Origin of the sequence: Massilia sp. Mn16-1_5 (assembly GCF_004798585.1) — a bacterium.
GTDB lineage: Bacteria > Pseudomonadota > Gammaproteobacteria > Burkholderiales > Burkholderiaceae_D > Telluria.
This window is the reverse complement of record NZ_PPXQ01000002.1, coordinates 225,202-251,672: the sequence shown is the minus strand read 5'-3', so window position 1 is coordinate 251,672 and position 26,471 is coordinate 225,202. Positions and strand designations below refer to the sequence as shown.

22 protein-coding genes are annotated in these 26,471 nt (G+C 66.2%); 6 read left to right on the top strand and 16 right to left on the bottom strand.

All coding sequences use genetic code 11. The annotated features are described in order from the left end of the window. Nucleotides 1-47: 47 nt before the first annotated feature. The 5 genes from C2862_RS03155 to apbC form a co-directional block, all read right to left on the bottom strand. The gene (locus C2862_RS03155; RefSeq protein WP_136218662.1) at nt 48-3,713 is read right to left on the bottom strand and encodes an AMP-binding protein; all 3,666 of its coding nucleotides are present in this window, start codon (nt 3,711-3,713) and stop codon (nt 48-50) included. Then, entirely contained in the window at nt 3,706-5,088 is a 1,383-nt protein-coding gene (locus C2862_RS03150; RefSeq protein ID WP_136218661.1) for an aminotransferase class I/II-fold pyridoxal phosphate-dependent enzyme, read from the bottom strand. Before C2862_RS03150 ends, C2862_RS03155 begins: the two co-directional genes overlap by 8 nt. 48 nt (nt 5,089-5,136) lie before the next feature. Beyond that, nucleotides 5,137-7,692, bottom strand: a complete 2,556-nt coding sequence (locus C2862_RS03145; RefSeq protein ID WP_136218660.1) for a diguanylate cyclase — start codon at nt 7,690-7,692, stop codon at nt 5,137-5,139. A gap of 159 nt (nt 7,693-7,851) precedes the next feature. Then, on the bottom strand, nt 7,852-8,883 hold the full coding sequence (locus C2862_RS03140; RefSeq protein WP_136218659.1) for an RNA methyltransferase: 1,032 nt from the start codon (nt 8,881-8,883) through the stop codon (nt 7,852-7,854). Continuing rightward, nucleotides 8,884-9,972 carry an iron-sulfur cluster carrier protein ApbC gene (gene apbC, locus C2862_RS03135; RefSeq protein ID WP_136218658.1) on the bottom strand — a complete coding sequence of 363 codons (1,089 nt, stop codon included), beginning with the start codon at nt 9,970-9,972 and terminating at the stop codon, nt 8,884-8,886. Between the two features lie 148 nt (nt 9,973-10,120). On the opposite strand from apbC, the gene metG reads away from it, so the two are divergent. From metG to C2862_RS03105, 6 genes are all read left to right on the top strand, one after another. After that, on the top strand, nt 10,121-12,265 hold the full coding sequence (metG, locus tag C2862_RS03130) for a methionine--tRNA ligase (RefSeq protein WP_136218657.1): 2,145 nt from the start codon (nt 10,121-10,123) through the stop codon (nt 12,263-12,265). 123 nt (nt 12,266-12,388) lie between these two features. Further along, complete coding sequence (locus tag C2862_RS03125; protein ID WP_136218656.1) at nt 12,389-13,705, top strand: hypothetical protein; 1,317 nt, start codon at nt 12,389-12,391, stop codon at nt 13,703-13,705. Nucleotides 13,706-13,780: 75 nt separating this feature from the next. After that, nucleotides 13,781-13,981 (top strand): DUF3460 family protein, encoded by a 201-nt coding sequence (locus tag C2862_RS03120; RefSeq protein ID WP_136218655.1) that lies wholly within the window; start codon nt 13,781-13,783, stop codon nt 13,979-13,981. Between the two features lie 12 nt (nt 13,982-13,993). Next, on the top strand, nt 13,994-14,866 hold the full coding sequence (locus C2862_RS03115; protein WP_136218654.1) for a ScpA family protein: 873 nt from the start codon (nt 13,994-13,996) through the stop codon (nt 14,864-14,866). Nucleotides 14,867-14,911: 45 nt separating this feature from the next. Further along, nucleotides 14,912-15,751 (top strand): pantoate--beta-alanine ligase, encoded by an 840-nt coding sequence (gene panC / locus C2862_RS03110; protein ID WP_136218653.1) that lies wholly within the window; start codon nt 14,912-14,914, stop codon nt 15,749-15,751. 129 nt (nt 15,752-15,880) lie between these two features. Next, on the top strand, nt 15,881-16,639 hold the full coding sequence (locus C2862_RS03105) for a PilZ domain-containing protein (RefSeq protein WP_229467266.1): 759 nt from the start codon (nt 15,881-15,883) through the stop codon (nt 16,637-16,639). A 114-nt stretch (nt 16,640-16,753) separates the two neighbouring features. Here C2862_RS03105 and C2862_RS03100 read toward each other — a convergent pair whose 3' ends face one another. The 11 genes from C2862_RS03100 to motB all read right to left on the bottom strand — a co-directional run bounded on the left by C2862_RS03100 (nt 16,754) and on the right by motB (nt 26,468). Beyond that, a complete protein-coding gene (locus tag C2862_RS03100) occupies nt 16,754-17,959 on the bottom strand; it encodes an EAL and HDOD domain-containing protein (protein ID WP_136218652.1) in 1,206 nt (401 codons plus the stop codon). Nucleotides 17,960-18,016: 57 nt separating this feature from the next. Then, entirely contained in the window at nt 18,017-18,664 is a 648-nt protein-coding gene (gene cheZ / locus C2862_RS03095) for a protein phosphatase CheZ (protein WP_136218651.1), read from the bottom strand. 2 nt (nt 18,665-18,666) lie between these two features. Then, nucleotides 18,667-19,059, bottom strand: coding sequence for a chemotaxis response regulator CheY (gene cheY, locus C2862_RS03090; protein ID WP_056333842.1), 393 nt, complete (start codon nt 19,057-19,059; stop codon nt 18,667-18,669). A gap of 145 nt (nt 19,060-19,204) precedes the next feature. Continuing rightward, the gene (locus C2862_RS03085) at nt 19,205-20,266 is read right to left on the bottom strand and encodes a chemotaxis response regulator protein-glutamate methylesterase (protein WP_136218650.1); all 1,062 of its coding nucleotides are present in this window, start codon (nt 20,264-20,266) and stop codon (nt 19,205-19,207) included. Between the two features lie 26 nt (nt 20,267-20,292). Then, nucleotides 20,293-20,895 (bottom strand): chemoreceptor glutamine deamidase CheD, encoded by a 603-nt coding sequence (cheD, locus tag C2862_RS03080; RefSeq protein WP_136218649.1) that lies wholly within the window; start codon nt 20,893-20,895, stop codon nt 20,293-20,295. A 23-nt stretch (nt 20,896-20,918) separates the two neighbouring features. Then, nucleotides 20,919-21,785, bottom strand: coding sequence for a CheR family methyltransferase (locus C2862_RS03075; protein ID WP_136218648.1), 867 nt, complete (start codon nt 21,783-21,785; stop codon nt 20,919-20,921). A 66-nt stretch (nt 21,786-21,851) separates the two neighbouring features. Continuing rightward, nucleotides 21,852-22,346, bottom strand: a complete 495-nt coding sequence (locus C2862_RS03070) for a chemotaxis protein CheW (RefSeq protein ID WP_136218647.1) — start codon at nt 22,344-22,346, stop codon at nt 21,852-21,854. A gap of 24 nt (nt 22,347-22,370) precedes the next feature. Beyond that, nucleotides 22,371-24,500, bottom strand: a complete 2,130-nt coding sequence (gene cheA, locus C2862_RS03065) for a chemotaxis protein CheA (RefSeq protein ID WP_136218646.1) — start codon at nt 24,498-24,500, stop codon at nt 22,371-22,373. Between the two features lie 48 nt (nt 24,501-24,548). After that, complete coding sequence (locus C2862_RS03060) at nt 24,549-24,914, bottom strand: response regulator (RefSeq protein WP_136218645.1); 366 nt, start codon at nt 24,912-24,914, stop codon at nt 24,549-24,551. A gap of 53 nt (nt 24,915-24,967) precedes the next feature. After that, nucleotides 24,968-25,516, bottom strand: a complete 549-nt coding sequence (locus C2862_RS03055) for a chemotaxis protein (RefSeq protein WP_136218644.1) — start codon at nt 25,514-25,516, stop codon at nt 24,968-24,970. 22 nt (nt 25,517-25,538) lie between these two features. Further along, on the bottom strand, nt 25,539-26,468 hold the full coding sequence (gene motB, locus C2862_RS03050) for a flagellar motor protein MotB (protein ID WP_136218643.1): 930 nt from the start codon (nt 26,466-26,468) through the stop codon (nt 25,539-25,541). Between the last annotated feature and the right edge of the window lie 3 nt (nt 26,469-26,471).

Sequence of the window (26,471 nt, the reverse complement as noted above, 5' to 3'; positions counted from 1 at the left end):
CGATGCGTGTCAAGCGGGCACCGCCCTCGCCCGCCTTCCCTGCTTCGCTATGCCGCGTGCACCCGCCGCTCGCCGCCTGGCTCCGTGCAGCGCTCATCGCGCTGCTCGTCTCGCTGCTCGTCTATATACGCGGCCAGTGCGCGCACCGTCGGGTAGTCATAGAGCAGCTCGGCGCTGACCGGCACCCCGCCGGCCTGCTCGATCTCGAGCGCCAGCGGCACCGAGGCCAGCGAATCGATACCGAGGTCGCTGAACGGCGTGTCGACGTTCCAGTCCTCACGCTCGCATGCCGCGCCGCCGCCGTCCCGCTCTGCCGCCACGTCCACGGCGATGCCCGGCAGCTCCTCATTTGGCCCGTCCCCCAGCCCGCCCTCGCGCAGCCAGCGGGCGACGCAGGCACGCACCAGTTCCAGGCTGGACGGTGCGGCCGGTGCCGCCACCGGAGCCGCCGCGATGTCGGGCGCCGCCCGGCGCAGCAAGGGATCGAGCCCGCCCGCTTCTCCCGGCGCATCCTGCTCGACGTCGCCGATCGCCCGCGCGTGCTGCGCGACGCGCGCCAGCAGCGCGCCGGCCGAGGGCGCAATCGCCGCCGCCCCACTCTCGGCCTCGATCGCATGGCGCAGCAGGTCGAGACGGCGGCGCGCCCAGGCGGCAGCGTCACCGCGCGCGGCGGCCGCCAGCAGCGTCCAGGCGGCGAATTCGCCGTTGCGCACGTCCTGCCAGGCGCCGCCGCCCTGCGCAGGCAGCTGGGTGGGCCAGGCGGCCTGCCCCGGCCCACCGAGGCGCTCGAGCGCCCGCATCAAGGGATTGCCGGGCAGGCGCGCCAGCGCCCCGAGGTGGGCGTACAAGGCTTCGCTCGGCCCTTCCAGGATGCGCAGCACGCGCGCGTCGCGCAGCAGTTGCGGCGCCAGGTTGTTCTCGAGGTAGCCGCGCCCGCCCAGCATCTGCACCAGGCGGTCGACCGTCTCCCACAGCAGTTCCGAGAGCACGCATTTGCAGGCGCTGCAGGCGTCAAGCGGCAGCGCTGTGCCGGCATCGATCTCGTCCGCCAGCGCGTCGACCAGGGCCTGCGCTGCCTCGATGGCGCAATCGACTTCGTGCAGGCGCAGCAGCGTCACCGGGTTGTCGAGCAGGCGCCCGCCGGCGATGTCGCGCCGCGCCGCATAGCGCGCCATCAATTGCAGGCAGCGCTGCATCGCGCCCACGCACAGGGCGCCGATGCCCAGGCGCGCGAAGCCCATCGCATCCTGGGCCACCTCCATGCCGGCGCCGGGTTCGCCCAGCACCTGGGCGTCCGGCACATACACGCCCTCGAAACGCAGCGCACTCTGCGGCATCGCGCGCATGCCCATCGTCAGCGCTTCCGGTCCCAGAACCAGGCCGGGCGCATCGGCCGGAACCAGCAGCGCGATCGTCCCCAGCGCCCGTCCCGCCGGGTCGAAAGCGCGCGCGAACACCGTCAGCACGCCGGCCCAGGCGGCCAGGCCGATCAGGTGCTTCTCGCCGTCGAGGCGCCAGCCGCCCTCGACCCGTTCGGCGCGGCTGCCGATCGCGCGCGGGTTCGATCCGGCCTGCGGCTCGCTCAGCGCGTAGGCGGCCAGCTGGCGCCCGCCCGCCAGCACCGGCAGCCACTGGGCGCGCAGCGCCTCGGTCCCGAAGCGCAGCAGCGGGCGCAAGCCGAGACCGTTGTGTACGCCGACCAGGGTCGCCAGGCTCAGGTCGAGCGCGGCCAGCTGCGCCATCACGCGCACCAGGTCCGTCGTGGCCAGCGCCAGGCCGCCTTTGGTGAGCGGCGCCTGCAGCCCGAGCAGGCCGCGGGCGCCGAAATCGAGCAGGACGTGCGGCGCCAGCGAGCGGCGCTCGTCGGCCAGGCGCGAGTCGAGCCTGCGCGCCGCGTAACCACGCAGCCAGTCGATGGCGGCATCGGCGCGGGTTGCGCTTCCCGCGCTGCCCGCGCTGCCCTCGCTGCCCCCGGCATGCGCCGTGCGCACGGCCAGCAGGGGCAAGGCGCCCCGCCGCAGCAGCTCCTTACAGCGCGCGCGCTGGACCTTGCCGCTGGTGGTGCGCGGGAACGCGCCGGGCGCGACAAAGGCCAGCAGCTGCAGCGCCACGCCGGTGCCGGCCGTCACCCCGGCGCGGATCGAACGCGCCAGCGCATCAAGGTCGCCGCCGCGCGCCAGCGCCCGCGTCGCCTCGACCACCAGGGCCAGGCGCTCGCCACCTTCCTTGCCCTCGCCGTCCAGCGCGAAGGCGGCGCAGCTGTTCGGCGCGAGTTCGGCGGCAGCGCTTTCGGCCAGCGCTTCGACGTCCTGGGCGTGGATCTTGCGGCCGTGGATCACGATGACGTCCTTGCGGCGGCCCGTGATATAGACTTCGCCGTCGCGCACGAAGCCGAGGTCGCCGCTGCGCAGCCAGCGCGCGCCTTGCCAGGCGGCCGGCGCATCGGCGATCCGGAGGCCGAAGCTGCGGGCGCTGTCCTGGGGGCGCGCATGGTAGCCGCGGGCGACGGCGGGGCCGGCGATCCAGAGTTCGCCGATCTCGCCCTCCGCCCTTGGGGTGGCGCGCGCCGGATCGACCACGGCCAGGGCGACGCCCGGCGCGCCCGGACCGCAGCTGACCAGCAGCCGGCTGCCGGCCTGGCCTCGATGCGCTTCGCGCACCGCGCCGCGCTCCAGCGCCGCCGTGTCCAGCGCCAGCATGCGCGGCGCGCGTCCACGCGGGCCGCCCGCCACCAGCAGCGTGGCCTCGGCCATGCCGTAGCACGGAAACAGGGCTTCGCGGCGCAGGCCGCAGGGGCCGAAGGCCTCCATGAACGCCTCCAGCGTCGTGGCGCGTACCGGTTCCGCGCCATTGTAGAGCACCTCCAGGCTGGAGAGGTCGAGCTGCGCCTTCTGCGCGCCCTGGATGCGGCGCAGGCAGAGGTCCCAGGCGAAGTTCGGTCCGCCGCTGCAGGTGGCGGAGTAGCGCGTGACCGCTTCCAGCCAGGCGCCTGGCCTGCGCAGGAAGCTGCCCGGCGCCATCAGCACCGAGCGAAAGCCGAGCATCAAAGGCGCGGCGATGCTGCCGATCAGGCCCATGTCGTGGAAAGGCGGCAGCCAGCTCACCATCACCGTCTCCGGCCGGAAGCCGAAGGCGCTGCCGATCGCCGCGACGTTGGCGGCGATGTTCGCATGGGTGACTTCGACGCCCTTCGGCTGGCCGGTGGAACCCGAGGTGTACTGGAGAAAAGCAACGGCATCGAGGGCCGGCCGCGGCAAGGCGGCGGCGCCTGCCGTGCCTGGTTCCCGCAACAGGGGCGCCGTGCAGCCGGCACGCGCCAGCGCCGCCGCGCAGGCCGCGTGCGCCTCAGGCGCGCACAGCACCAGCGCCGGCGCGGCGTCGGCCAGCAGCGCCTCCAAGCGCGCGCAATCGCGGGCGCGGTGCGCGGGCGCGGCCGGCACGGCATGGATGCCGGCCGCCAGGCAGGCGAAGAAGGCGACGATGAAGTCGATCCCCGCCGGGTACAGCAGCAAGGCGCGCTGGCCCGGTGCGGCATGGTGCAGCATGTGTCCGGCCAGCGCATCGACGCGCGCGGCCAGTTCGGCGTAGCCGATATCCTGTGCGACGCCGTCCTCGCGCAGGAAGGTATAGGCGACGCGCTGCGGGGTGCTGTGCGCCCGCTCGCGCAGGCGCTCCGCCAGCAGCGGCGCTCCGGGGCCGGATGTGTCAGCCACGGGCGCGCTCCCGCGGCCAGGGCTGGCGCGCCGGCTCCACGCCGAGCGCCGCGCCGGCGCCGCTGACGGCCGCCCCGATCATGCGCGCGCCCTGGCGCAGCTGGGCCGGCCGGTGGCCCGCCATCACTTGCAGGCGCAGCCGCGCGGCGCCCAGGGGCACGCCCGGATACTCGACCGCATTCACGAACACGCCCTCGCGCGCCAGCGTGCGTCCGGCCAGGCGCGCCACCTGTTCGTTGCCGATCCAGAGCGGCACGATCGCGGAGGGCACGCCGATGCAGCGCATGCCGGTCTCGGCCAGGTTGGCGCGCAAGGCCATCGCATTGCGCAGCAGGGCGTCGCGCAGGCCCTCGCCTTCGCTGCTCTCGACGATACGCAGGGATTCCAGCACGCAGGCCGCCTGCACCGGCGACAGCGCGTTCGAAAACAGGTGCGGCCCGGCGAACAGCTGCATCTGGCGCTTGACCGCGTGTGAGGCGCTGGCGACAAAACCGCCGTTCGAAGCGAAGGTTTTCGAGAACGCGCCCATGACGAGATCCACCTTGCCCAGCATGCCCTGCAGCCCCAGGCTGCCGCTGCCGTTCGGACCGAGCGCACCCAGGTCGTGGGCGACGTCGACCAGCAGGGTGGCGTTGTACTCGCGGCACAGGTGCTGCATCAGCGGCAGGTCGGGACAATCGGCATCCATGCTGAACAGGCCTTCGGTCACGACCAGGATGCCGTTCTCGGTATCGCGGGCGCGGATCGCGGCCAGCAGTTCGCGCACGTGGCCGGAGTCCAGGTGCCGGTGCAGCACCACGTTGCGGGTCGCGGCATTCGCGCCCTGGCGCAGCGAAGCGTGGGCCAGCTGGTCGACCACGACGTAGTCGCGCGCGTGCACCAGCGCCGTGATGGCGCCGAAAGCCGCGCCCCAGCCGGTCGGGAACAGGGTCACGTGTTCGCACTGCAGCAGCGTGCCGAGCGCCTGTTCCAGCGCCAGCGACAGGCGGCTGTTGCCGAGCAGGATCGCCGAGCCGGCGCTGTGCGGGCCGGCTTCCTGCAAGGCCGCGCGCGCCGCTTCGTGCACCGCCGGGTGCGAGGCCAGCGACAGGTAATCCTGAGAGGCGAAGTTGACGCCGCGCGAGGCTGCGCTGGCGGCCTCGCCCTCCTCGCGCACGCTTGATTCCGGACTCGGCGCGCCATCGAGCGCACGCGCGTATTGCCAGACGCCGTGCGCGGCGCGCAGCCGGCACCAGGCGTCGAGCGCCTCGGTACGGCGGATCAGGTTGGGGCCGCGCGCTTGCGCGAACTGGGCGACGCTGCCGCGCAGTGCACCGGAGGCTTCCAGTCCGGCGATGTCGGCGGCGCGCTCGAAGACGATCGTTTCCTCGTGCACGGTGTACTCCTCGCTAAGGGAATAAACTTCGGGATAAAAGAGGGAAAATCAGGCGGCAAGCATGGCGGCCGCCTGTCCGGCCTGGCGCGCGAGCAGCGCGCCGACCTGTTCGGCTGGCAGCGGCCGGTGGAACAGGTAACCCTGGGCTTCGTCGCAACCCATGGCGTCCAGGTCGCCCAGCTGCTCGGCGTTCTCGACGCACTCGGCAATCACCTTCAACTCGAGCCGGTGCGCCATCGCCACGATGGCCTCGGCGATCGCATACGGGCGCGCGCGCCCATCCTTGCCGGATGCCTGGCCGAGCCTGCGCACGAACAGGCCGTCCATCTTGAGGATGTCGACGGGCAGTTCGGACAGGTAGTTCAGGCTGGAGTAGCCGGTGCCGAAGTCGTCGATCGAGACCAGCACGCCGGCCGCACGCAAGGACGCCATCACGGCGCGGTTCGCTTCCAGGTCGTCGATCAGCACGCCCTCGGTGATCTCGAGGTCGAGGCAGCCGCGCGGCAGGCCGCTCGATTCGACGATCTCCAGCACGCGCGCGGCGATGTCGGGGTGGCGCAGCTGGCGCGCCGACAGGTTGACGGCCGTCTTCACGCCTGGCAGGCCGGCGTCGCGCCACGCGCGGTTCTGGGCGCAGGCCGTGCGCAGCACCCAGTCGCCGATCGGCACGATCATGCCGGTTTCCTCGGCCAGTGGAATGAAGCGGCCCGGATCGATGCGCCCGTACACCGGATGCTGCCAGCGCAGCAGCGCCTCGACCCCGACGATGCGGCGCGTGGCCAGGTCGACCTGCGGCTGGTATTCGAGGAACAGCTGGCCGCGCGCGAGGGCGTCGCGCAGGCCGTTCTTCAGCGCCAGGCGTTCGCTTTGCGGTTCACTGACGGCGCTCGAATACAGCTGGACCGTGTTCTCGCCCCAGGCGCGCGCGCTGCGCATGGCGATGTCGGCGCGCTTGAGCAGCGCGTCGAGGTCGCAGTGCTCGGCCGGGTACAGGGCCACGCCGACCGAGAGCGTCACAAAACATTCGCGCGCGCCGGCCGCCTGGTCCAGGACGAGCGGCAGGCCGAAACGATCGAGGATCTTCTCGGCCACCTGGCGCGCGTCGCTCTCCCCGCCCAGGTCTTCCAGCAACGCCACGAATTCGTCGCCGCTCCAGCGCGCCACCGTATCGCAGTCGCGCAGGCACTGGCGGATGATGCCGCCGGCCTGCACCAGCAGTGCGTCGCCGGCCTCGTAGCCGAGGGCGTCGTTGACTTCCTTGAACTTGTTGATGTTCAGGAGCAGCAGCGCCACCAGGCGGCGATTGCGGTCGGCCCGGTCCATCGCGTGGCGCAGGCGGTCGCGCAGCAGGCGCCGGTTCAGCAGGCCCGTCAGCTGGTCGCAATGCACGCCGTCGAGCATGCGGCCGACGCTGGCGCCCAGGTCTTTCAGCTGCACCATCACCGGCGCATCCGCGCGCAGCGCCAGGGTCGATTCGCCCTGCCCATGGCAGACCACCCGGTTGCGGCCGCTCGACTTGGCAAGATACAGCGCCTCGTCGGCGCGCCCGACCGCCAGCCCGACCGCCTCGCCCATGCGGTACTCGGCCATCCCGATCGAGACCGTCAAGGCGATCTCGCTGCCGCCTTCGACACAGCGCATCTTCTCGATCGCGGCGCGCACGCGCTCGGCCAGCACCATGGCGTCGGCGGCCGGGGTTTCGGGCAGCATCAGCAGGAATTCCTCGCCGCCGTAGCGCCCGAAGCAATCGCTGCCGCGCACCAGGCCCTGCACGGTGCCGGCAAAGGCGCGCAGCACGGTGTCGCCGGCGCTGTGGCCCCAGGTGTCGTTGATGCGCTTGAAGAAATCGATGTCGAGCAGGCAGAGGCAAAAGGCGCGGCCGTTGCGGTCGCTGCGCTCCTTTTCGCGGTCGATCAGGCCGAGCAGGTAACGGCGGTTGTGCACCCCGGTCAGCTCGTCGCGGATGGCCAGCTCGTTGATGGTGCCGAGCGCCTGCTCGAGCTTGACGAAGCCCTGGGTCTTGGTCAGCTCGAACAGCAGCGCGAACACCAGCACCACCACGAACAGGCCGAGGTGGCAGGCCAGGTAGAGCAGCGCCATGTCCGCCACCGGGTGGCTCGGCAGCGGATAACCGGCCCCGGGCAGCATATAGATAGTGACGGCGGCGGCGCAGCTGAGCGCCAGCCAGAACAGGGCGCTGGCGACGCCGCCCAGGAACATCGCGACCAGCGGCGCCGTGATCAGCCAGCTGGCCGTGGGCGCCCCGATGCCGCCCAGGTTGTAGCTGAGCCAGGTGAAATTGAAGAACAGCGCGCACAGGAACAGTTCGCGCGCGGCCCAGATGCTGCCGCTGAAGCGCAGCAGCAGCGGCGAGAGCAGCATGCCGACGCAGCACAGCAGGATCTCGACGGCGGCCGCATCGAAGCCGAGCAGGTGGTAGGCCAGCGCGTAAAAGGGTCCGGCGGTGCCGGCCAGCAGGGCGGCGTTGACGACGTTTTCGGCGCGCGTGCGCATGTTGGCCGCCCCCTTCAACAGGTCGGCCGGGATGAACCAGTGGTTCGCGCCCAGGTAACGGTCGCTCCATCGCGCGCAGGTGCTGTTCATGTGTCCTTGTTACGGCTTGCTGGCCGCTTGGCGAATGAGGGTCAAACGCCAGTGTAGGAAGGTTGTTCCTACAGACTTTATTTTTAAACAGAACGGACGCGGAAAAACATGCGCGCAACGCTTGACAAGAAAAAGCGTCGTGTTGGCGTGGAAGAAACTTCAGGCGCGCTGGATGGGAATACTGCGGGGAATGCTGCGTGCGACCCGGGCGCGCAACTGGCCGCAGCCGCCCTCCACGTCCTGGCCGGCCGAGTCGCGCAGCTTGGTCAGCACCCCGCGCGCATGCAGGGCAGCCGCGATCGCCCTCGCCTTGTCCCAGCTCGGGCGCCGGAAAGCGAGGTCGGGAATGGTGTTGTAGGGAATCATGTTGAGGATCGCGTACTTGCCGCGCAGGAGGGCGACGATGCCATCCAGCTCATCCTGGCCATCGTTGACGCCATCCAGCAGGGTCCACTGGTATTGGATCGGGTAGCCGGACAGGCGCGCGTAGCGTTCGCCGAATTCCACCAGCTTCTCAGGCGCCAGCTTCGGGGCGCGCGGCAGCAGTTCGGCGCGCAGGTCCGGCTTGGTGGTGTGCAGGGACAGGGCCAGCGCCGGTTTGACCCTACCCAGCGGCAAACGCTGGAAGGCGCGCGGGTCGCCGACGGTCGAGAACACCAGGTTTTTATGCGGGATATTCGCCTCGATGCCGAGCAGCTCGATGGCTTCCAGCACATTGTCCAGGTTATGGGCCGGCTCGCCCATGCCCATGAACACGACCTTTTTCACCGGACGACGGGCACGGGCCAGGACGACCTGGGCCACGATTTCGCCGCTCGTCATCTGGCGCAACAGCCCCTCGCGCCCGGTCATGCAAAACTGGCAACCGACGGCGCAGCCGACCTGGCTCGAGACACAGACGCCGTCGCGCGGCAGCAGCACGGTTTCCACGGCCTGGCCGTCCGCCAATCCGACCAGCAGGCGCGCCGAGCCATCCTCGGCCGGGTGCTCGCTGATCACGCGCGCCAGCCCGGCCAGCTCGGCATCGAGCCGGGGCAGCGCCTCGCGTACGGTTTTCGGCAGATAGTCGGCGGGACGGCGCCGCCCGCGCTCGTGCGGCGCGCCCTGCACCCAGTCGCGCAGGACGCGCGCCTGGTGTTCAGGAAGCGCTCCCAGGCCGGCGAGCTGCTCCCGTATTGCTGCAAGCCGCATTCAGTCGTTCTTGACGACGATGCTCGGGAATTTGCTCGTCATGTCCTTCGCCTTCTCGGCCACCTTGACGGCAACCTTGCGTGCGATCTCTTTATAGACCGAGGCCACAGCGCCATCCGGATCGGCCACCACCGTCGGGCGGCCCGAATCGGTCTGCTCGCGGATCGACATGGTCAGCGGCAGCGCGCCGAGGAAGTCGACGCCGAAGTCCTTGCACATCTTCTCGCCGCCGCCCTGGCCGAAGATCGCCTCGGTATGGCCGCAGTTCGAGCAGATGTGGGTGCTCATGTTCTCGACGATGCCGATGATCGGAATGCCGACCTTCTCGAACATCTTCAAACCCTTGCGCGCGTCCAGCAGGGCGATGTCCTGCGGCGTGGTGACGATCACGGCGCCCGTGACCGGGACTTTCTGCGACAGGGTCAGCTGGATGTCGCCGGTGCCCGGCGGCATGTCAACGATCAGGTAATCCAGGTCGCGCCAGTTGGTCTGCTCGAGCAGCTGCTGCAGGGCTTGCGTGACCATCGGGCCGCGCCAGACCATGGGCTCGTCCGGATCGATCATGAAGCCGATCGAGGACACTTGCACTCCGTGGTTTTCCAGCGGCTCCATGGTCTTGCCGTCCAGGCTTTCCGGACGCGCGTTAATGCCCAGCATCATCGGCTGCGAGGGACCGTAGATGTCGGCATCCAGCACGCCGACGCTGGCGCCCTCGGCGGCCAGGGCCAGCGCCAGGTTGACGGCGGTGGTCGACTTGCCGACGCCGCCCTTGCCCGAGGCCACGGCGATGATGTTCTTCACGTTGGGCATCACCTTCAGGCCGCGCTGCACCGCGTGCGACAGGATTTTCACCTGCACGCTGACGCTGACGTTGCCGACGCCCGGGATGCCCTTGACGGCGCTCACGGCCAGGGCGCGCAGCGGGGCAACCTGGCTCTTCGCCGGATAGCCCAGCTCCAGGTCGAAGGCGACGTCGGCGCCATCGACCTGGATGTTCTTGACCGATTTCGAGGACACGAAGTCCTTGCCCGTATTAGGATCGATGACCTTTGCCAGTGCCGCCTTGACCTCGTCTGCTGTGATGCTCATGTGTTTCTCCGAATGTGATGGGCGCAGTGTAGCAAAAATCGAACCGTGGTCTCTTGTTGAAATGGCAAAACGAGCCAATACCCCCTAAACGTTTAGGGCCATCCGCTGGTAGAATGCCTTTTTTCCGTCCACTAATAGCGTTTCGACCATGACCCGCAAGCTGTTCGTCACTACCGCCCTGCCCTACGCGAATGCCGCCTTCCACATCGGCCACATGATGGAGTACATCCAGGCCGACATCTGGGTCCGCTTCCAGCGAATGCAGCGCGACGGCGACACCAAGCGCCAGGTGCATTTCGTCTGCGCCGACGACACCCACGGCACGCCGATCATGATCGCCGCCGAGAAGGAAGGCATCACCCCGCAGGAATTCGTGGCCAAGATCGCCGCCGGCCGCCCGCAGTACCTGGACGGCTTCCACATCGCCTTCGACAACTGGTATTCGACCGATTCGCCGGAGAACGTCGAACTCTCGCAGGGCATCTACCGCAAGCTGCGCGATGCCGGCCTGATCGTCACCAAGACCGTCGACCGCTTCTTCGACCCGGTCAAGGGCATGTTCCTGGCCGACCGCAACATCAAGGGCGAGTGCCCGCAGTGCCATGCGAAAGACCAGTACGGCGACAACTGCGAAGTCTGCGGCGCCGCCTACCAGCCGACCGAACTGATCAATCCGTACTCGGTGTTCACCGGCTCGGCCCCGGTGCTGAAGCCCTCGGAACAGTATTTCTTCAAGCTGTCCGACCCGCGCTGCTTCCACTTCCTGAAGGAATGGCTGAACACCCCGGGCCGCCTGCAACCCGAGATGGTGAACAAGGTCTCCGAGTGGCTGGGCGAATCCGGCGAAAAGCTGGCCGACTGGGACATTTCCCGCGACGCGCCCTACTTCGGCATCCCGATTCCGGATGCGCCGGGCAAGTTCTTCTATGTGTGGCTGGACGCGCCGGTCGGCTACCTGGCTTCGCTGAAGAACTACTTCGACAAGCAGGGCCTGGATTTCGACGCCTTCCTCAAGGACCCGAACGCCGAGCAAGTGCACTTCATCGGCAAGGACATCGTGTCCTTCCACCTGCTGTTCTGGCCGGCGATGCTGAATTTCTCGGGCCACCCGATCATCGACAAGCTGAAAGTGGCCGTGCACGGCCACCTGACCGTGAACAACGAAAAGATGTCGAAGTCGCGCGGCACCGGCATCTCGCCGCTGCGCTACCTGGAACTGGGCATGAACCCGGAATGGCTGCGCTACTACCTAGCCTTCAAGCTGAACGCGAAAGTCGAAGACCTGGACTTCAACGGCGAGGACTTCGTCGCCCGCGTCAACAGCGACCTGATCGGCAAGTACGTGAACATCGCCAGCCGTTGCGCCGGTTTTATTGCCAAGAAATTCGACGGGAAGCTGGCAAGCTCGCTGTCGGATAACGCGAAGAGCTGGATCGCGAAAGCCTTGACCGTGGACGGCGTAGAGCGCCAGGCGAGCATCGCCGCCGCTTTCGAAGCCCGCGAGTTCGGCCGTGCACTGCGCGAGATCATGGAGATCGCCGACGTGACGAACCAGTTCGTCGACGAGAACAAGCCATGGATCCTGGCGAAAGACGAAACGAAAACGGCCGAACTGCACGACGTCTGCACCACCGCGCTCATCCTGTTCCGCCAGCTGACCATCATGCTCTCGCCGGTGCTGCCGCAAGTGGCCGCGCGCGTCTCTGAATTCCTGGGCGACGCCGGCTTCAGCTGGGCGGATACCCAGGGCGAGGCCGTCACCAGCTCCATGCTGGGCCGCACGATCGGCGCCTACAGCCACCTGATGCAGCGCGTCGACGCCAAGATGGTCGAGAACCTGTTCGACAAGCCTGCGGCTCCTGCTGCGCCCGCCGTCGTGTCCGATTCCGGCCTGGCCGTTGCGGCGACCGCCCCAGTGGACGAAGCCGGCGCCGACATCGAAGAACTCGCACCGGAAATCTCGATCGACGATTTTACGAAGATCGATCTGCGTGTAGCCCGCATCGTCAACTGCGAGCACGTCGAAGGCGCCGGCAAGCTGCTGCGCCTGACGCTGGACGTGGGCGAAGGCCGTCACCGCAACGTGTTCTCGGGTATCAAGTCGGCCTACAAGCCGGAAGAGCTGGTCGGCAAGCTGACGGTGATGGTGGCCAACCTGGCGCCGCGCAAGATGAAGTTCGGCGTGTCGGAAGGTATGGTGCTGTGCGCCTCGGCCGCCGACGAGAAGACGAATCCAGGCATGTATCTGCTGGACCCGATGCCGGGCGCGACGCCGGGCATGCGCATTCGCTGAACCAGTGGCAAGGGCCTGGGAAGAACGTTTCCTGGCCCACATGGCGGCGGTATAATGCCGTTTTTCTGAAGAAACACGCGCTCTAGACGCCCCTACAAACTCCTTTGAGAGGTAGAAAATAACATGACCGAACTCACTCCCCTCCGCCATATCCCGACCGCCAACGTGTTCCGCAAGGGCGACGTCTTCGTCCTGTTCGGCGAACTGTTCGGCCGCGGCTATGTGAATGGCCTGATCGACGAGGCGCGCAAGGCGGGCATGACGATCGTCGGCATCACCGTCGGCCGCCGCGACGAGACCGGCGCCCTGCGCGCGCTGACCGCTGAAGAACACGCGGAAGCCGAAGAAAAGCTGGGCGGCCGCATCGTCAACGTGCCGCTGATGGCCGGTTTCGACATGGACGCGCCGGAAGGCGAGCAGAACCCGACCGAACTGCTGGCCGACGTGAAGCTCAAGACCTGGCAGGACGACAAGCTGGACTGGGAAAAGATCGAGCGCTGCCGCGAAGCCGGCGTGCGCCGCTTCACGACCAGCGCCGCCCAGGCCATGGCCGAGATCGACAAGCTGATCCCGAAAGGCGCCAACGTCTTCTTCGCCCACACCATGGCCGGTGGCATCCCGAAGATCAAGGCCTTCCTGGCCATCGCCAACCGCATCTATAAGGGCCGCGGCGACCGCTTCGAGTCCTCGCGCGCCCTGCTCGACAGCGACCTGGGCAAGCTGATCCTGATGAACTTCGACGAAGTCACGGCCAACACGCTGAAATACCTGATCGACGCCTCCGCCCCGATCCGCGAGCGCGTAACGAAAGCCGGTGGCGAAGTGCGCTACACGGCCTACGGCTACCACGGCACCGAGATCCTGATCGGCGGCGAATACGTCTGGCAGACCTACACCAACTACACCCAGGGCTACGCCAAGATGCGCCTGGAAAGCGTTGCACAGGCCGCCTGGAACCAGGGCATCGCCGCGACCGTCTTCAACTGCCCGGAAATCCGCACCAATTCCTCGGACATCTTCGTGGGCGTCGAACTGTCGCTGTTCCCGCTGTTGACCGCGCTGAAGAAGGAAGGCGGCGGAGAATGGGCTGAGCAACAATGGCAGATCTGCCAGAACCTGCTGGGCGAAGGCACCTCGCTGCAATCGCTGCTGGACAAGATCGAGCAATACAACAACGACCCGACCAGCGCCCAGTTCCGCAACTTCGAAGCCTGGCCGATGGACAATACACCGGCCCTGGCCGACGTCATGATCGGCACCTCGGAAGAGATCACCGGCCTGCACAAGGACAAGAAGGCCCTGATCACCGACCACCTGTCCTCGCTGGTGCTGGAAGGCGCCGGCCCGCTGATGTTCTACGGCGCGTCGGAGAAGATCGCCCCGGTGCTGTGGCTGAACCACGACATCATTGCACGCCAACTGAACGCGCTGCATCCTTAAACCTTGACGCCGGGACGCGTGGGGCGGAACAATCTGCCCTCGCCGTCCCGGCATTTATTTTCTGAATCAAATCAAATGGCTAAATTTACCGGTTACGTATCCGAGCACACCAAGTTCATCGAAGAATTGAAGGCGAAAACGCCGGGTATGGAACAGCGCCAACAGGAAGGCCGCTCCCTGCTGTGGGACAAGGCCCCGATCTCGCTCGAGGAAGAAGCGCGCATCAAGGAATCGCGCCTGCGCCAGAACGCTTACCCTTACCAGACCAAGGTCTAAAGGCCACCAGGCATGCTGCCGGAACAGGCCGCCACCGAAGTTGCACCTGAGGTGGCGGCCGATGGAGCGATCGTTGATGAAGCTGCCCGCCTCGACGATGCCGCCGCGGCGGCGATTGCGCGCCTGTACGGCGAGCCGCTGCTGCGCATGCCGAACGACCTGTACATCCCGCCGGATGCCCTCGAGATCTTTCTCGACGCCTTCGAAGGTCCGCTCGACCTGCTGCTCTACCTGATCCGCAAGCAGAACTTCAACATCCTCGACATCCCGATGGCGCAGGTGACCCTGCAATACCTGGAATACGTCGAGCAGATCCGCAAGAGCAACCTGGAACTGGCCGCCGAGTATCTGCTGATGGCGGCGATGCTGATCGAGATCAAGTCGCGCATGCTGCTCCCGAAACGCCAGGACGACCTGATCGAAGACACGGGCGACCCGCGCGCGGAGCTGGTGCGGCGCCTGCTGGAATACGAACAGATCAAGCTGGCCGCCGTGCGCCTGGGCGCGATCCCGCAGGAAGGCCGCGATTTCCAGCGCCCTTCGCTGACGGTCGAACAAAGCCTGACCCCGGTCTTGCCGCACGTCGATCCGCACGATCTGCAGCGCGCCTGGCTCGACGTGCTGCGCCGCGCGAAGCTGACCCAGCACCACCGCATCGGGCGCCAGGAGCTGTCGGTACGCGAGCACATGTCGGCGATCCTGCGTACCCTGCAGTCCCAGCGTTTCGTCGAATTCGGCGAGCTGTTCGCAGGCTCGGAATCGGTGCCGATCGTCGTCGTCCATTTTGTCGCCCTGCTCGAGCTGGCCAAGGAAACCCTGGTCGAAATCACGCAGGCAGAACCGTTCGCGCCGATTTACGTGCGCCTCGCGTACTCGCCGGCATAAACAGCTTATGCTTGCGCATGCAATTAACCTTACGCATATAACACCATGAAAATCATCACCACCATCGACGAACTGCGCGACCAGCTGCGCGGCCAGCTGCGCACCGCCTTCGTGCCGACGATGGGCAACCTGCACGAAGGCCACCTGTCGCTGATGCGCCTGGCGCGCAAGCATGGCGACCCGGTGGTCGCGTCCATCTTCGTGAACCGCCTGCAGTTCGGCCCGAACGAAGACTTCGACAAATATCCGCGCACCTTCCAGGCCGACGTCGAGAAACTGGAAAAGGAAGGCGTGTACGTGCTGTTCGCGCCGACCGAGAAGGACCTGTATCCGGAGCCGCAGGAATACCGCGTGCAGCCCCCCGACACCCTGGGCAATACGCTGGAAGGCGAGTTCCGCCCGGGCTTCTTCGGTGGCGTCTGCACGGTCGTGACCAAACTGTTCTCCTGCGTGCAGCCGCGCGTGGCCGTGTTCGGCAAGAAGGATTACCAGCAGCTGATGATCGTGCGTAACATGGCGCGCCAGTTCGCGCTGCCGACCGAAATCATCGGCGCCGAGACCTGGCGCGCCGAGGACGGCCTGGCCCTCTCCTCGCGCAACATGTACCTGTCGCCCGACGAACGTGCCGAAGCGCCGGCCCTGTTCCAGGGACTGAACTTTGTCGCCAACGAGATCCGCGGCGGCCACCTCGACATTTTCTCGGTCGAGCGCGAGGCGATGGCGCAACTGAGCGCACGCGGCTGGAAGCCGGATTACGTCTCGGTGCGCAAGCGCATCGACCTGCAGCCGCCGTCGGCCGGCGACCTGCTCGAGGGCGCGCCGCTGGTGGTGCTGGCCGCGGCCAAGCTGGGTACCACGCGCCTGATCGACAACCTGGAAATCTGAGGCGATTCCGCCACGGCGGGCCTGTTGTTTTGTAAATAGTAATTTACTTTTTGCAACACCAGGCCTGGCCGTTTATACTGGCAGCTGCCGGGGTCCTGCCCGGCAGATTTTGCTGCAAGGATTGCCGCCGTGACCGATACCCCGAATCACCCGCCCCGCAAGGGACCGCCCCGTCCCAGCGACCTGCTCGAACGCATCCACCAGAGCGCCGCGCCGCACGAGATGCGCGATCCCTTCGACATCGGCGAGACCTTCACCAGCCTGGCCGAGTCCGGGGAACCGCTGACGATCTACCCGGGCAGCCTGGGGGAGCCGCTGCTGGCGCGCATCGACACGGTGCATCCGGAAGAACCCCATTTCACGCTCGACGTCGTCGGCACGATTCCACCCGGCCGTGCGACCTTCGTCGCGGCGCTCGGCGGCAATGCCAAGCTCCAGTTCGACCTGGCAGGCGAGTGGACGCCACAGCCCGGCACACTCAACCTGGTGCCGGCCGTGTTCCCGGAATCCTGCCTGGTACTGAATCGCCGTGCGGCGCCGCGCCTGGACACTCCGGTCAACGGCAACTATGCCGCTACCTTCACCCTGATGAACAAGCAGTTCGAGCTGCCCCTGTGCGACTATTCCACCGGCGGCGTCGGCTTGCGCGCCACGCCCGACCAGGCGGCGGAACTGTATGTGGGCCGTAAACTGAAGAGCGTGCGCCTGCAGCTGGGCCCGGCGCTGGCGATCGTCGCCGACCTGGAAATCCGCCTGCTGCGGCCGTTCCGCAGCTTCCTGCTGGGGGAGCAGGTGCAGGTCGGGTGCAGCATTTCGAACATTGAAATGCAGATGCAGCAGACGCTGCAGCGGTTGGTGACCTCGAATCGCGGACGGCAGGTGGCGTAGGTGTTGAAGTAAGCCGACGGCAAGCGCCGTTTCTGCGCGGGCATGCCCGCCCTACGGTTACGCATCGACCTGGGACCGTTGTGCATCGTAGGGCGGGCATGCCCGCGTTCACACTTATTGCGTCACCGCCTGCGCCCACGCCAGCGCCGACAGGTGCGCCTTGTTCACTTCCAGCGGGCTGATGTCGAGCGACCCGGCCAGCGCACCCACCAGGTTGGAACTGAGCTCGCAGGCCTCGGCCAGCGCCAGGTAAGGGCCGTACATGCCCTCGCGCGCCATCAGTGCGCGCACGACTTCCGGCGGCAGCGGAATGGTTTCCAGCACTTCCTTCATCGGCAGCCCGAGCAGGCGGTCGAGCAGCGAGAACATGCCGGCAACGAACAGGTGTTCACCCTCGCTCTTCGGCAAGGAATGCAGGCCCAGCAGTTCGGTCAGGCGGCCTCGCACGACGGCCGTTTCCATCAGCACCGGCGAATAGCCGCTCGCGCTGGCGCCCGCCAGCAGCAGGGTCAGCCAGCGGTACAGGGGGGCGTAACCCATCAGGCTGATCGCCTGGCGGATCGACTGCACTTCGCGTCCGGCGCCGAAGCCGGCCGAATTGATGTTGCGCAGCAGCTTGTAGGTCAATGCCGGATCGCGCTTGAGCACGCCTTCCAGCTTGGGGATGTCCTCGTTGTTCTGCACCATCTGCATCAGCTGCAGGATGATGGTCTGGGCCGGGTTCAGGCCCTTCACCGGGTTGCCGGGACGCGGGGTCAGGTGCAGCTTGCCGACGAAGGCGTCCAGGCCGAGCGCGGCGCAGGCGTCGTAGTCGATCCAGTTGGTGACCGGGCGGCCGACCATGCGCAGCGAGGCCTGCTTGGCGGCGGCGTAGCTGCGCGCCTGGGCGGCGACGTCGATGCCGGCGAAGCGCATCTCGACGTGCGAGGCATAGGGCGCGAGCGCCGGGGTCAGGTGCTTGACGTCGAGGCCGCGCAGCGAGATGCCGACGCCGCCGGCGCGCACCGCCTTGACGGCGGCCCTGGCATCCGCGTCGTTCAGGCAACGCGCCTGCAGGCTGAGCACGGTGTGCTCGGGCGGCAGGTTGAACAGCGCGTCGGTGGACAGCATGGCCGGCACCGCGTCGAGGAAGAGCTGCTTGTCGCGCAACAGCCAGCCGTGTTCCTCGTGGTTGACGTGTTCGGCGACGAAGGCCACCAGTTGCTCGAGCTCGGCGTCGGGGACGGCCTGGGCGCCCTGCTTCCACAGCAGTTCATAGCCGATGACGCGCTGCGCAGGGTCGAGCAGCGGCTCGCGCACAATATAGTTGGTGTGATGCATGGAGTGGTCGCGAATAAAACAATGGCGGCCGGGGCCGCCAAAGGAGTGCAAATAAGCCTAGAAGCCCAGGCTGTCGAGCAGGTCGTCGACCTGGCCCTGGTTCGCCACCACTTCGGTATTGCCTTCCGGCTTGATCTGCGGACCGTTCAGCAAGCCGTTGTCGAGCTCGCGCCGGATCTCGCTCGGCGCGAAATCGATCAGCACTTGCACCAGCTGCTTTTCCAGGTCTTGCGCGATCGAGGTGATTTTGCCGATCACCTGCCCGGTCAGGTCCTGGAAGTCCTGGGCCAGCATGATGTTCATCAGCTCGGCACGGGTGGCGGTGGCGGCACGTTCGTTCTCGGCCATGACGGCAATGCTGCGCTCGGCCAGCGCTTTCCAGTCGGCTTCACCGGCACCGTCCTTGTCCAGCAGCGCCTGCCAGGACGTGCGCAGTTCCGCGCTGCGGCTTTCGACCGCATCCTGCAGGGGGCCGGCGGCGTCGGTGGCGTCGAGCACGCGCTTGGCGGCCTGTTCCGACAGGCGCGCCACATAATCGAGCCGGTCGCGCGCATCGGGAATGTCGCTGGCCGCCTTCTCGACCAGCTTGTCGAGGCCAAGGCCGCGCAGGCTGTCGTGCAGCGCACGCGTCATGTGCCCGACGCGGATCAGCACCTCGTCGTTGGCCACCCCTTCTGCAACACCTTCAGCGATCGGCTCAACCATGATCAGGCATTTCCCATTTTCTCGAAGATCTTGTTCAGCTTCTCGTCGAGCGTGGCCGCGGTGAAAGGCTTCACCACATAGCCGCTTGCGCCGGCCTGGGCCGCCGCGATGATGTTTTCCTTCTTCGCTTCCGCGGTCACCATCAGCACCGGCAGCTTGGCCAGGGCGGGATCGGCACGGATGTTCTGCAGCATGGTCAGACCGTCCATGTTGGGCATGTTCCAGTCGGAGACCACGAAGTCGAACTGTTCGCTGCGCAGCTTCGCCAGCGCCATCACGCCGTCTTCCGCTTCATCGACGTTGGCGTAGCCCAGTTCTTTCAACAAGTTCCGGACGATGCGGCGCATCGTCGAGAAATCGTCAACAACCAGGAAACGCATCTTTGGATCAGCCATGAATTACTCCGTTGTTTCTTTTACTAATGGTTAGTGTGGCTTGAGTCGCTGGCATATGCAGCATCGAGCAAACTCAAGAATAGCATTTTTGTTGCCGTACGGCGATAAAACAGAGCGGAAAAGCGACGATTCGCCGCGATCCGGATCAAACGCGCAACGCTCTGCCGCCATGCGCCGCCAGGTGCCCCAGCACCAGGCCGGGCAAGGCCGTCAGCGGCGCCACTTCGTGGGTGGCGCCGATTGCGATGGCCTCGCGCGGCATGCCGAAGACGACGCACGAAGCTTCGTCCTGGGCGAAATTCTGGGCACCGGCGTTTTTCATCTCCAGCATACCAGCAGCGCCGTCTTTACCCATGCCCGTCAGGATTACGCCGACTGCGTTTTTACCGGCAGCAACAGCTGCCGAGCGGAACAGCACGTCGACCGAAGGACGGTGGCGATTCACCGGGTCGGTCTGCTCGATCTTCGTCATGTAGTTGGCGCCCGAACGCGTGAGCAGCAGGTGCGAGTGACCCGGCGCAATATAAGCGTGGCCGGGCAGCACGCGTTCGTTGCCGGCCGCCTCCATGACGGTGATGCGGCATAGCGAATCGAGACGGCGCGCGAACGAGGTGGTAAAACCTTCCGGCATGTGCTGGGCGATCAGGATGCCCGGGCAATCCGACGGCATCTGCATCAGGAACTCGCGGATCGCTTCGGTGCCGCCGGTCGAGGCGCCGATGATGATCAGCTTTTCCGACGAGATCAGGGGGCTGCGCATCGACGGCAGGGCCGTGGTCGGCGCCGTGCTGGCCACCGTGCGTTTTACGCGCGCACGGGCGGCGGCGCGGATCTTATCCGTGATCAGCTCGGTGTACTCGCGCATCCCGGTCTGGATCGAGATCTTCGGTTTCGTCACGAAGTCGACGGCGCCCAGTTCCAGCGCGCGCATCGTGATTTCCGAACCGCGCTCGGTCAGCGAGGACACCATCAGCACCGGCATCGGGCGCAGGCGCATCAGCTTTTCCAGGAAGTCGAGGCCGTCCATCTTCGGCATTTCGACGTCGAGCGTCAGCACGTCGGGATTGTGTTTCTTGATCAGTTCGCGCGCGACGAGCGGGTCGGGGGCGGTGGCCACCACTTCCATGTCGGGCTGCGAATTGACGATCTCGCTCATCACGCTGCGGATCAGGGCCGAGTCGTCGACGATCAGGACCTTGGTTTTCATATGGGTTCCTTTGCGTACGTGACAAATCAGAACAGGTCGATTTCGCCGCCGACGGGCTCGACCTTGAGGCGCTTGGCGTAGTCGAGCTCGCGCTTGGCCAGCGTATCGTTCTGGGTCTGCATGAGTTTTTTGACGAGGACCTTGCCCGTCCTCGGGAAGAAGTACACCTTGCGCGGATGAATGTCGTTCAGGTCCTCGGCCAGCACCGGGATGCGTTCGGTCTTCAGAAATTGCATGACGAAGGCCGCGTTGCGCTCGCCCACGTTCATCGCGGTAAAGCCGCGCAGCACGGCGCCGCCGCCGAAGACTTTCGCCTCCAGGTTCTCGCGCCGGGCGCCGGCCTTCAGCAAGTCGTTGATCAGCACTTCCATCGCGAAGGTGCCATAGCGCATCGAGGCCGAAACCGGGCTGCCGGCGTCGCCGCCGCCATCGGGCAGCATGAAGTGGTTCATGCCGCCCAGGCCGGTCACGCGGTCGCGGATGCAGGCCGAGACGCAGGAACCGAGCACGGTGACGATCAGCATGTTCTTGCCGGTGTAGTAGTACTCGCCTGGCAAGATCTTGGCCGCATCACAATCGAAGGTGCGGTCGTAGTAGACGTTGGTGGCGAACTGGCTATTCGAATGCATGGTGTTTCCGGGATGACCGCGGCTCAGGCGCGGCGGTCGTTGCGAATTTCGTTGAGCTCGTAGACGGTCTTGCCGCGCAGGCGCAGCGAGTCGGAAACGTAGAGGAAGTTTTCGGAGTGGCCGGCAAACAGCAGCGCGTGCGGCTTCATCAGCGGCACGAAGCGCGCCAGGATCTTGCGCTGCGTTTCCTTGTCAAAATAGATCATCACGTTGCGGCAGAAGATGGCGTCGAACTGCCCGCTCACTGGCCACTGGTCGGACAGCAGATTCAGCTGGCGGAAGCTCACCAGCTGGCGCAGTTCCGGACGCACGCGCGCCATGCCTTCGTGGCGGCCTTTGCCCTTCAGGAAGAAACGCTTGAGGCGCTCGGGCGCCATCTTTTCCAGGCGCTCCATGCCGTACACGCCTTCGCTGGCGACCGACAGCACGTTGGTGTCGATGTCGGTGGCGACGATCTGCACCGGCGGCGTGAGCGTATCGAAGGCTTCGCACAGCGTCATCGCGATCGAGTACGGCTCTTCGCCGGTCGAGCTGGCCGAGCACCAGATCGTCAGGGGTTCGCGGCTGTGGGCACGCAAGCCGTTCACGTGCTCGGCCAGCAGCGGGAAGTGATGCGCTTCGCGGAAGAACGAGGTGAGATTCGTGGTCAGGGCGTTCGTGAACGATTCCCACTCCTCGCCCAGGCGCCCCGCTTCCAGCTCGTCCAGGTACTTGCCGAAGGACTGGATGCCGGTCGCGCGCAGGCGCCGCGCCAGGCGGCTGTAGACCATTTCCTGCTTGCTGTCGGCCAGCGAGATGCCGGCGCGGCGGTAGATCAGGGCGCGCACACGCTCGAAGTCGGCGCGCGTGAAGTCAAATTCCTTGACTGTCTCGGAGGTGTGTAACGGCACTTTGCCTTACCTATGATTCGTTTGCCGGCCGGGGCCGGCGTTGTCGTTTGCTCGGTGCCGTTCTTTTTATGCAGCCAGCTTTTGATCGATGAGACCCATCTCGCTCGACGACATCAGGCGGTCGATGTCGACCAGAATCAGCATGCGCTCGTCCACGGTGCCCAGGCCGATCAGGTAGTCGGTGCTGAAGGCGGTGCCCATGTCCGGCGCCGGCTTGACCTGGTCCGGGGTCAGCGTGGTCACGTCGGAGACGCTGTCGACCACCATGCCCATCACGCGGCCGCCGATGTTCAGGATGATCACGACCGTGAACTGGTCGTAGGTCGGGGTACCGAGATTGAACTTGATGCGCATGTCCACCACCGGAATGATGATGCCGCGCAGGTTGATCACGCCCTTGATGAATTCCGGCGCGTTGGCGATGCGGGTCACGGCTTCGTAGCCGCGGATTTCCTGCACCTTCAGGATGTCGATCCCGTACTCCTCCGAGCCGAGCGTGAAGGCCAGGTATTCGTTGCCGGCGCCGTCTTGCGCTTGCGCGATGGTGTTCGTCATGGACATGGTGTTTTCCTTATTTATATTCAATCAAGAGGCCAGGGCTTCGTCTGCCAGCTGGCGTGACGAGCGCACCAGCGCCGCCACGTCGAGGATCAGGGAGACGCCGCCGTCGCCCAGGATGGTGGCGCCGGAAATGCCCGCCACCTTGCGGTAGTTCGCTTCCAGGTTCTTCACCACCACGTGCTGCTGGCCGACCAGGTCGTCGATCAGGAGCGCGGCGCGCTTGCCTTCCGATTCCAGGATCACGACGATGCCTTCGCTCGGATCCTGCACCCGCGACTCGATGCCGAACACGCCGTGTAGCGCGATCAGCGGCAGGTATTCGCCACGGACCTTGAGCACCTGGCCGCGCCCGGCGATGTCGCGCACGTCTTCGCGGCGCGGCTGCAGCGACTCGACCACATAGCCTAATGGAAGGATATAGATTTCCTCACCGCAACGTATAGTCATCCCGTCCAAAATGGCGAGTGTGAGCGGTAAAGAGATCGAAATCGTGGTGCCGAAGCCACGCGCCGAGCGGATGTCGACCGAGCCGCCCATGGCGGTGATATTACGTTTGACAACATCCATGCCGACGCCGCGTCCCGAGACGTCGGTGACCACATCCGCCGTGCTGAAGCCCGGCGCGAAGATCAGCTGCCAGACCTCGGCGTCGCTCATGTTGTCGGATACGGCCAACCCGTTCTGGGCCGCCTTGGCGAGGATGCGCTCGCGGTTCAGGCCGCCGCCGTCGTCCGCGACTTCGATCACGATGTTGCCGCCCTGGTGGCCGGCCGACAGGAACAGACGCCCCGCTTCCGACTTGCCCGCGGCCGCACGCGCAGCCGGCATTTCGATGCCGTGGTCGATCGAATTGCGCACCAGGTGGGTCAGCGGATCGACGATGCGCTCGATCAGGCCCTTGTCCAGTTCGGTCGCGGCGCCGTGGGTGATGAAATCGACCTTCTTGCCGAGTTTACTCGCTAGGTCGCGCACCATGCGCGGGAAGCGCGAGAACACGAAGTCCATCGGCATCATGCGGATCGACATCACGGCTTCCTGCAGCTCGCGCGTGTTGCGGGTGAGCTGGCTGACGGACGACAGCAGGCGCTCGTGCAGCATCGGGTCGAGATTGCTCGAACGCTGCTCGATCATGGCTTGCGTGATGACCAGTTCGCCGATCAGGTTGATCAGTTGATCGACCTTCTCGACCGAGACGCGGATCGAGGACGACTCGGCGCCCTTCTCGTCCTTCTTGGCCGCCTTCTTCTCGACGGCCTCCATCACTTCATTGGCCTGCGCCGATTTCACGGGCGCGGCATCGACCCCGGCCAGCGCGCGGATCTGCTCGATCGGCTGGAAGAAGCCGTAGCCACGCTCGTCGTCCGAGATCTCGGCCTGCGCCGCCGGCGCATCGTCGGCCGGGTCGAAGAAGCCGTAGCCCTGCTCGTCCTCGATGCGGGCGCGCTCGGCCGCTTCCAGCGCGCGCTGCTCGGGCGTGAGCGGCGGCGCCTCGAAGATTTTCAAATCGTCGGGGTTCAGCACGAAGGAGCAGATGGCGACGATGTCTTCCAGGCTCTCGTGGGTGGTAATGATCAGCGCGCTGCGGCCGCCTTCCAGGGGCGTGACCGAAACGCGGCCCATCAGGCCCAGTTCGTCGACCAGGGCGTTCACGTCGCGCTGCGGAATGTCGGGCAGTTCGATCTTGTAGCGGTGCGCGCCCTCGCCCGTCTGGGCCTTCGGTTCGGCGTGCAGGAAGGAAGGGGCAACCAGCGATGCCGCCGGCACCAGGCCTTCGGACAGGTCGTGCAGCACCATGCGCACGTTGGCGACGTTGTCCTGGTCGACGTCGGCGCCGTTGCGGTGCCCGTCGAGCTGCATCTTGAGCGTGTCCTTGGCCGCCAGGAAGGCGTCCACGTGCTGGCTCGTCAGGGCCATCTCGCCCTTGCGGATGCGGTCGAGCAGCGACTCCAGCACGTGCGTGACCTCGCTCATGTCGGTGATGCCGAAGGTCGAGGCGCCTCCCTTGACGGAGTGCGCGGTGCGGAAGATCGCGTTCAGGTCTTCGGCATCGGGGGCGGCCACGTCGACGCCCAGCAGCAGCCGTTCCATTTCGGCGAGCAGCTCTTCGGCCTCGTCGAAAAAGACCTGGTAAAACTGACTGATGTCGATCGTCATGGTGAAATCCTGCAAAGAAGTACGTGCATACGGCGCGGCTCCATTGCCTTAGCCAATCACTTTCTTGACGACTTCGATCAGGCGCTGCGGATCGAACGGCTTGACCAGCCAGCCGTTGGCGCCGGCCGCGCGGCCCTTGGACTTCATTTCGTCCGAGGATTCGGTGGTCAGCATCAGGATCGGCACCTTCTGGTACTCGGGCAGGCCGCGCAGGTGCTTGATCAGCGACAGGCCGTCCATGCGCGGCATGTTCTGGTCGGTCAGCACCAGGTCGACGACCTGGTTCTTCGCCTTGTCCAGGCCATCCTGGCCATCGACCGCTTCCACCACCTGGTAACCGGCCGCCTTCAGGCTGAACGCCACCATCTGGCGCAGCGAGCTCGAATCGTCGACCGCGAGAATTGTTTTAGCCATGTTGTGCTCCTGCTGTTTTCTTTGATTTCTTGGGTTGAACGGGGAACGAACTGTCAGAACAGTTCGATATCGCCGCTTTCGAGATGCTGTTGTTCCACCGATTTGCGCAGCACGCTGCGCAGTTCGAGCGACTGGATCGCCAGCGCCATGCTGACCTTGCCGAGGCGCTCGACGATTTCGTCGCTGCCGGTGTCGTGCGTGATGTCGGCACCGTGCTCGTCCAGCGTGCCCAGGAATTCGCGCAAGCCCGTCACGCGCTTCAGGGTACGCTCGATCAGCTGGCTCGTCATGTCCTGGAACTGCATGCTGGTGATCGCCGTGTTCACGTGGGTGCCGATTTCGCCCGACATGCCCGCCAGCGCCGCCGCGTCCTCGCCACTCAGGGTGCCGGCCGCGACCAGGCGGTCGATCGTTTCCTGGCGTGCGCCGACGGCGCTGTGGATCGCCATGAAGCTGCTGGTCAGTTTTTCCACCGCCTCTTCGAGCAGCAATTCCGTTTGCAGCAGGTCGGTCTCGACTTCACTCAGGTGGCGTCGCCCGTGCGTCGACACGCCGGACAACAGGCGTTTCACGTGCGAACCCAAAATCTTTTTTCTCATTATGTGCTCCAGTCGGGCCCTGCTTTTACTTCGTTGCTTCGACGACGGCTTGCGCGGCCGCCTTGCCGTCCGCGGCTGGCACGTCGAGCGTGGCGGCGTCGCGCATGACGGCGTCTTCGGTGCGCTTGTTCATGACGATGATGCTGATCCGGCGGTTGATCGGGTTGAAGGGATCGGCGCGGTCGAGCGGCGCGGCGGCGGCCAGGCCGACCACGCGCAGGATCTTCTCGTCCGCCAGCCCGCCGACCACCAGCGCGCGCCGCGAGGCGTTGGCGCGGTCGGCCGAGAGTTCCCAGTTGCTGTAGCCGGCGTCGCTGTAGTACGGCGTCGAATCCGTGTGGCCGGACAGGCCGATCCGGTTCGGCACGTCGTTCAGCACCATGCCCAGTACGTGCAGGATGTCGCTCGTGTAGGGCTGCAGGGTCGCCTTGGCCAGCGCGAACATCGGGCGGTTCTGCTCGTCGACGATCTGGATGCGCAGGCCTTCGCTGGTGATGTCGAGCAGCAGCTGGTTCTGGTATTTCTTCAGGGTCGGATTGGCTTCGATGACCGACTCGATCTTCATCTTCAGCGTCTTCAGGCGCTCGCCCTCGGCCTTTTCCAACGCGGCGCGCGCGTCGTTCAGGTCGTAGGTCTTCTTGTTGGTCTCGATGTCGCCCTTCTTCACCTGGCCGTTGCGGCGCGTGAGGTCGGTGCCGCCGCCCTTGATGACGGAGGAGCTGTCGCCGGAACCGGAGCCGCCGGACATCGCCACCTTCAGCGGGTTCTTGAAGAATTCGGAGATGCCCTCGAGGTCGCCCTTCGAGGTCGAGCCGAGCAGCCACATCAGCAGGAAGAAAGCCATCATTGCCGTCACGAAGTCGGCATAGGCGATCTTCCAGGCGCCGCCATGGTGCCCGCCGGCGGTCTTCTTGATCCGCTTGACGATGATCGGGCGCTGTCCTTCGTCAGCCATGGC

Coding starts and splice junctions, on each gene's coding strand:
- C2862_RS03145 (WP_136218660.1), bottom strand. CDS start 7,692: ATGAACAGCACCTGCGCGCGATGGAGCGACCGTTACCTGGGCGCGAAC.
- C2862_RS03140 (WP_136218659.1), bottom strand. CDS start 8,883: ATGCGGCTTGCAGCAATACGGGAGCAGCTCGCCGGCCTGGGAGCGCTT.
- apbC (WP_136218658.1), bottom strand. CDS start 9,972: ATGAGCATCACAGCAGACGAGGTCAAGGCGGCACTGGCAAAGGTCATC.
- metG (WP_136218657.1), top strand. CDS start 10,121: ATGACCCGCAAGCTGTTCGTCACTACCGCCCTGCCCTACGCGAATGCC.
- C2862_RS03125 (WP_136218656.1), top strand. CDS start 12,389: ATGACCGAACTCACTCCCCTCCGCCATATCCCGACCGCCAACGTGTTC.
- C2862_RS03120 (WP_136218655.1), top strand. CDS start 13,781: ATGGCTAAATTTACCGGTTACGTATCCGAGCACACCAAGTTCATCGAA.
- C2862_RS03115 (WP_136218654.1), top strand. CDS start 13,994: ATGCTGCCGGAACAGGCCGCCACCGAAGTTGCACCTGAGGTGGCGGCC.
- panC (WP_136218653.1), top strand. CDS start 14,912: ATGAAAATCATCACCACCATCGACGAACTGCGCGACCAGCTGCGCGGC.
- C2862_RS03100 (WP_136218652.1), bottom strand. CDS start 17,959: ATGCATCACACCAACTATATTGTGCGCGAGCCGCTGCTCGACCCTGCG.
- cheZ (WP_136218651.1), bottom strand. CDS start 18,664: ATGGTTGAGCCGATCGCTGAAGGTGTTGCAGAAGGGGTGGCCAACGAC.
- cheY (WP_056333842.1), bottom strand. CDS start 19,059: ATGGCTGATCCAAAGATGCGTTTCCTGGTTGTTGACGATTTCTCGACG.
- C2862_RS03085 (WP_136218650.1), bottom strand. CDS start 20,266: ATGAAAACCAAGGTCCTGATCGTCGACGACTCGGCCCTGATCCGCAGC.
- cheD (WP_136218649.1), bottom strand. CDS start 20,895: ATGCATTCGAATAGCCAGTTCGCCACCAACGTCTACTACGACCGCACC.
- C2862_RS03070 (WP_136218647.1), bottom strand. CDS start 22,346: ATGTCCATGACGAACACCATCGCGCAAGCGCAAGACGGCGCCGGCAAC.
- cheA (WP_136218646.1), bottom strand. CDS start 24,500: ATGACGATCGACATCAGTCAGTTTTACCAGGTCTTTTTCGACGAGGCC.
- C2862_RS03060 (WP_136218645.1), bottom strand. CDS start 24,914: ATGGCTAAAACAATTCTCGCGGTCGACGATTCGAGCTCGCTGCGCCAG.
- motB (WP_136218643.1), bottom strand. CDS start 26,468: ATGGCTGACGAAGGACAGCGCCCGATCATCGTCAAGCGGATCAAGAAG.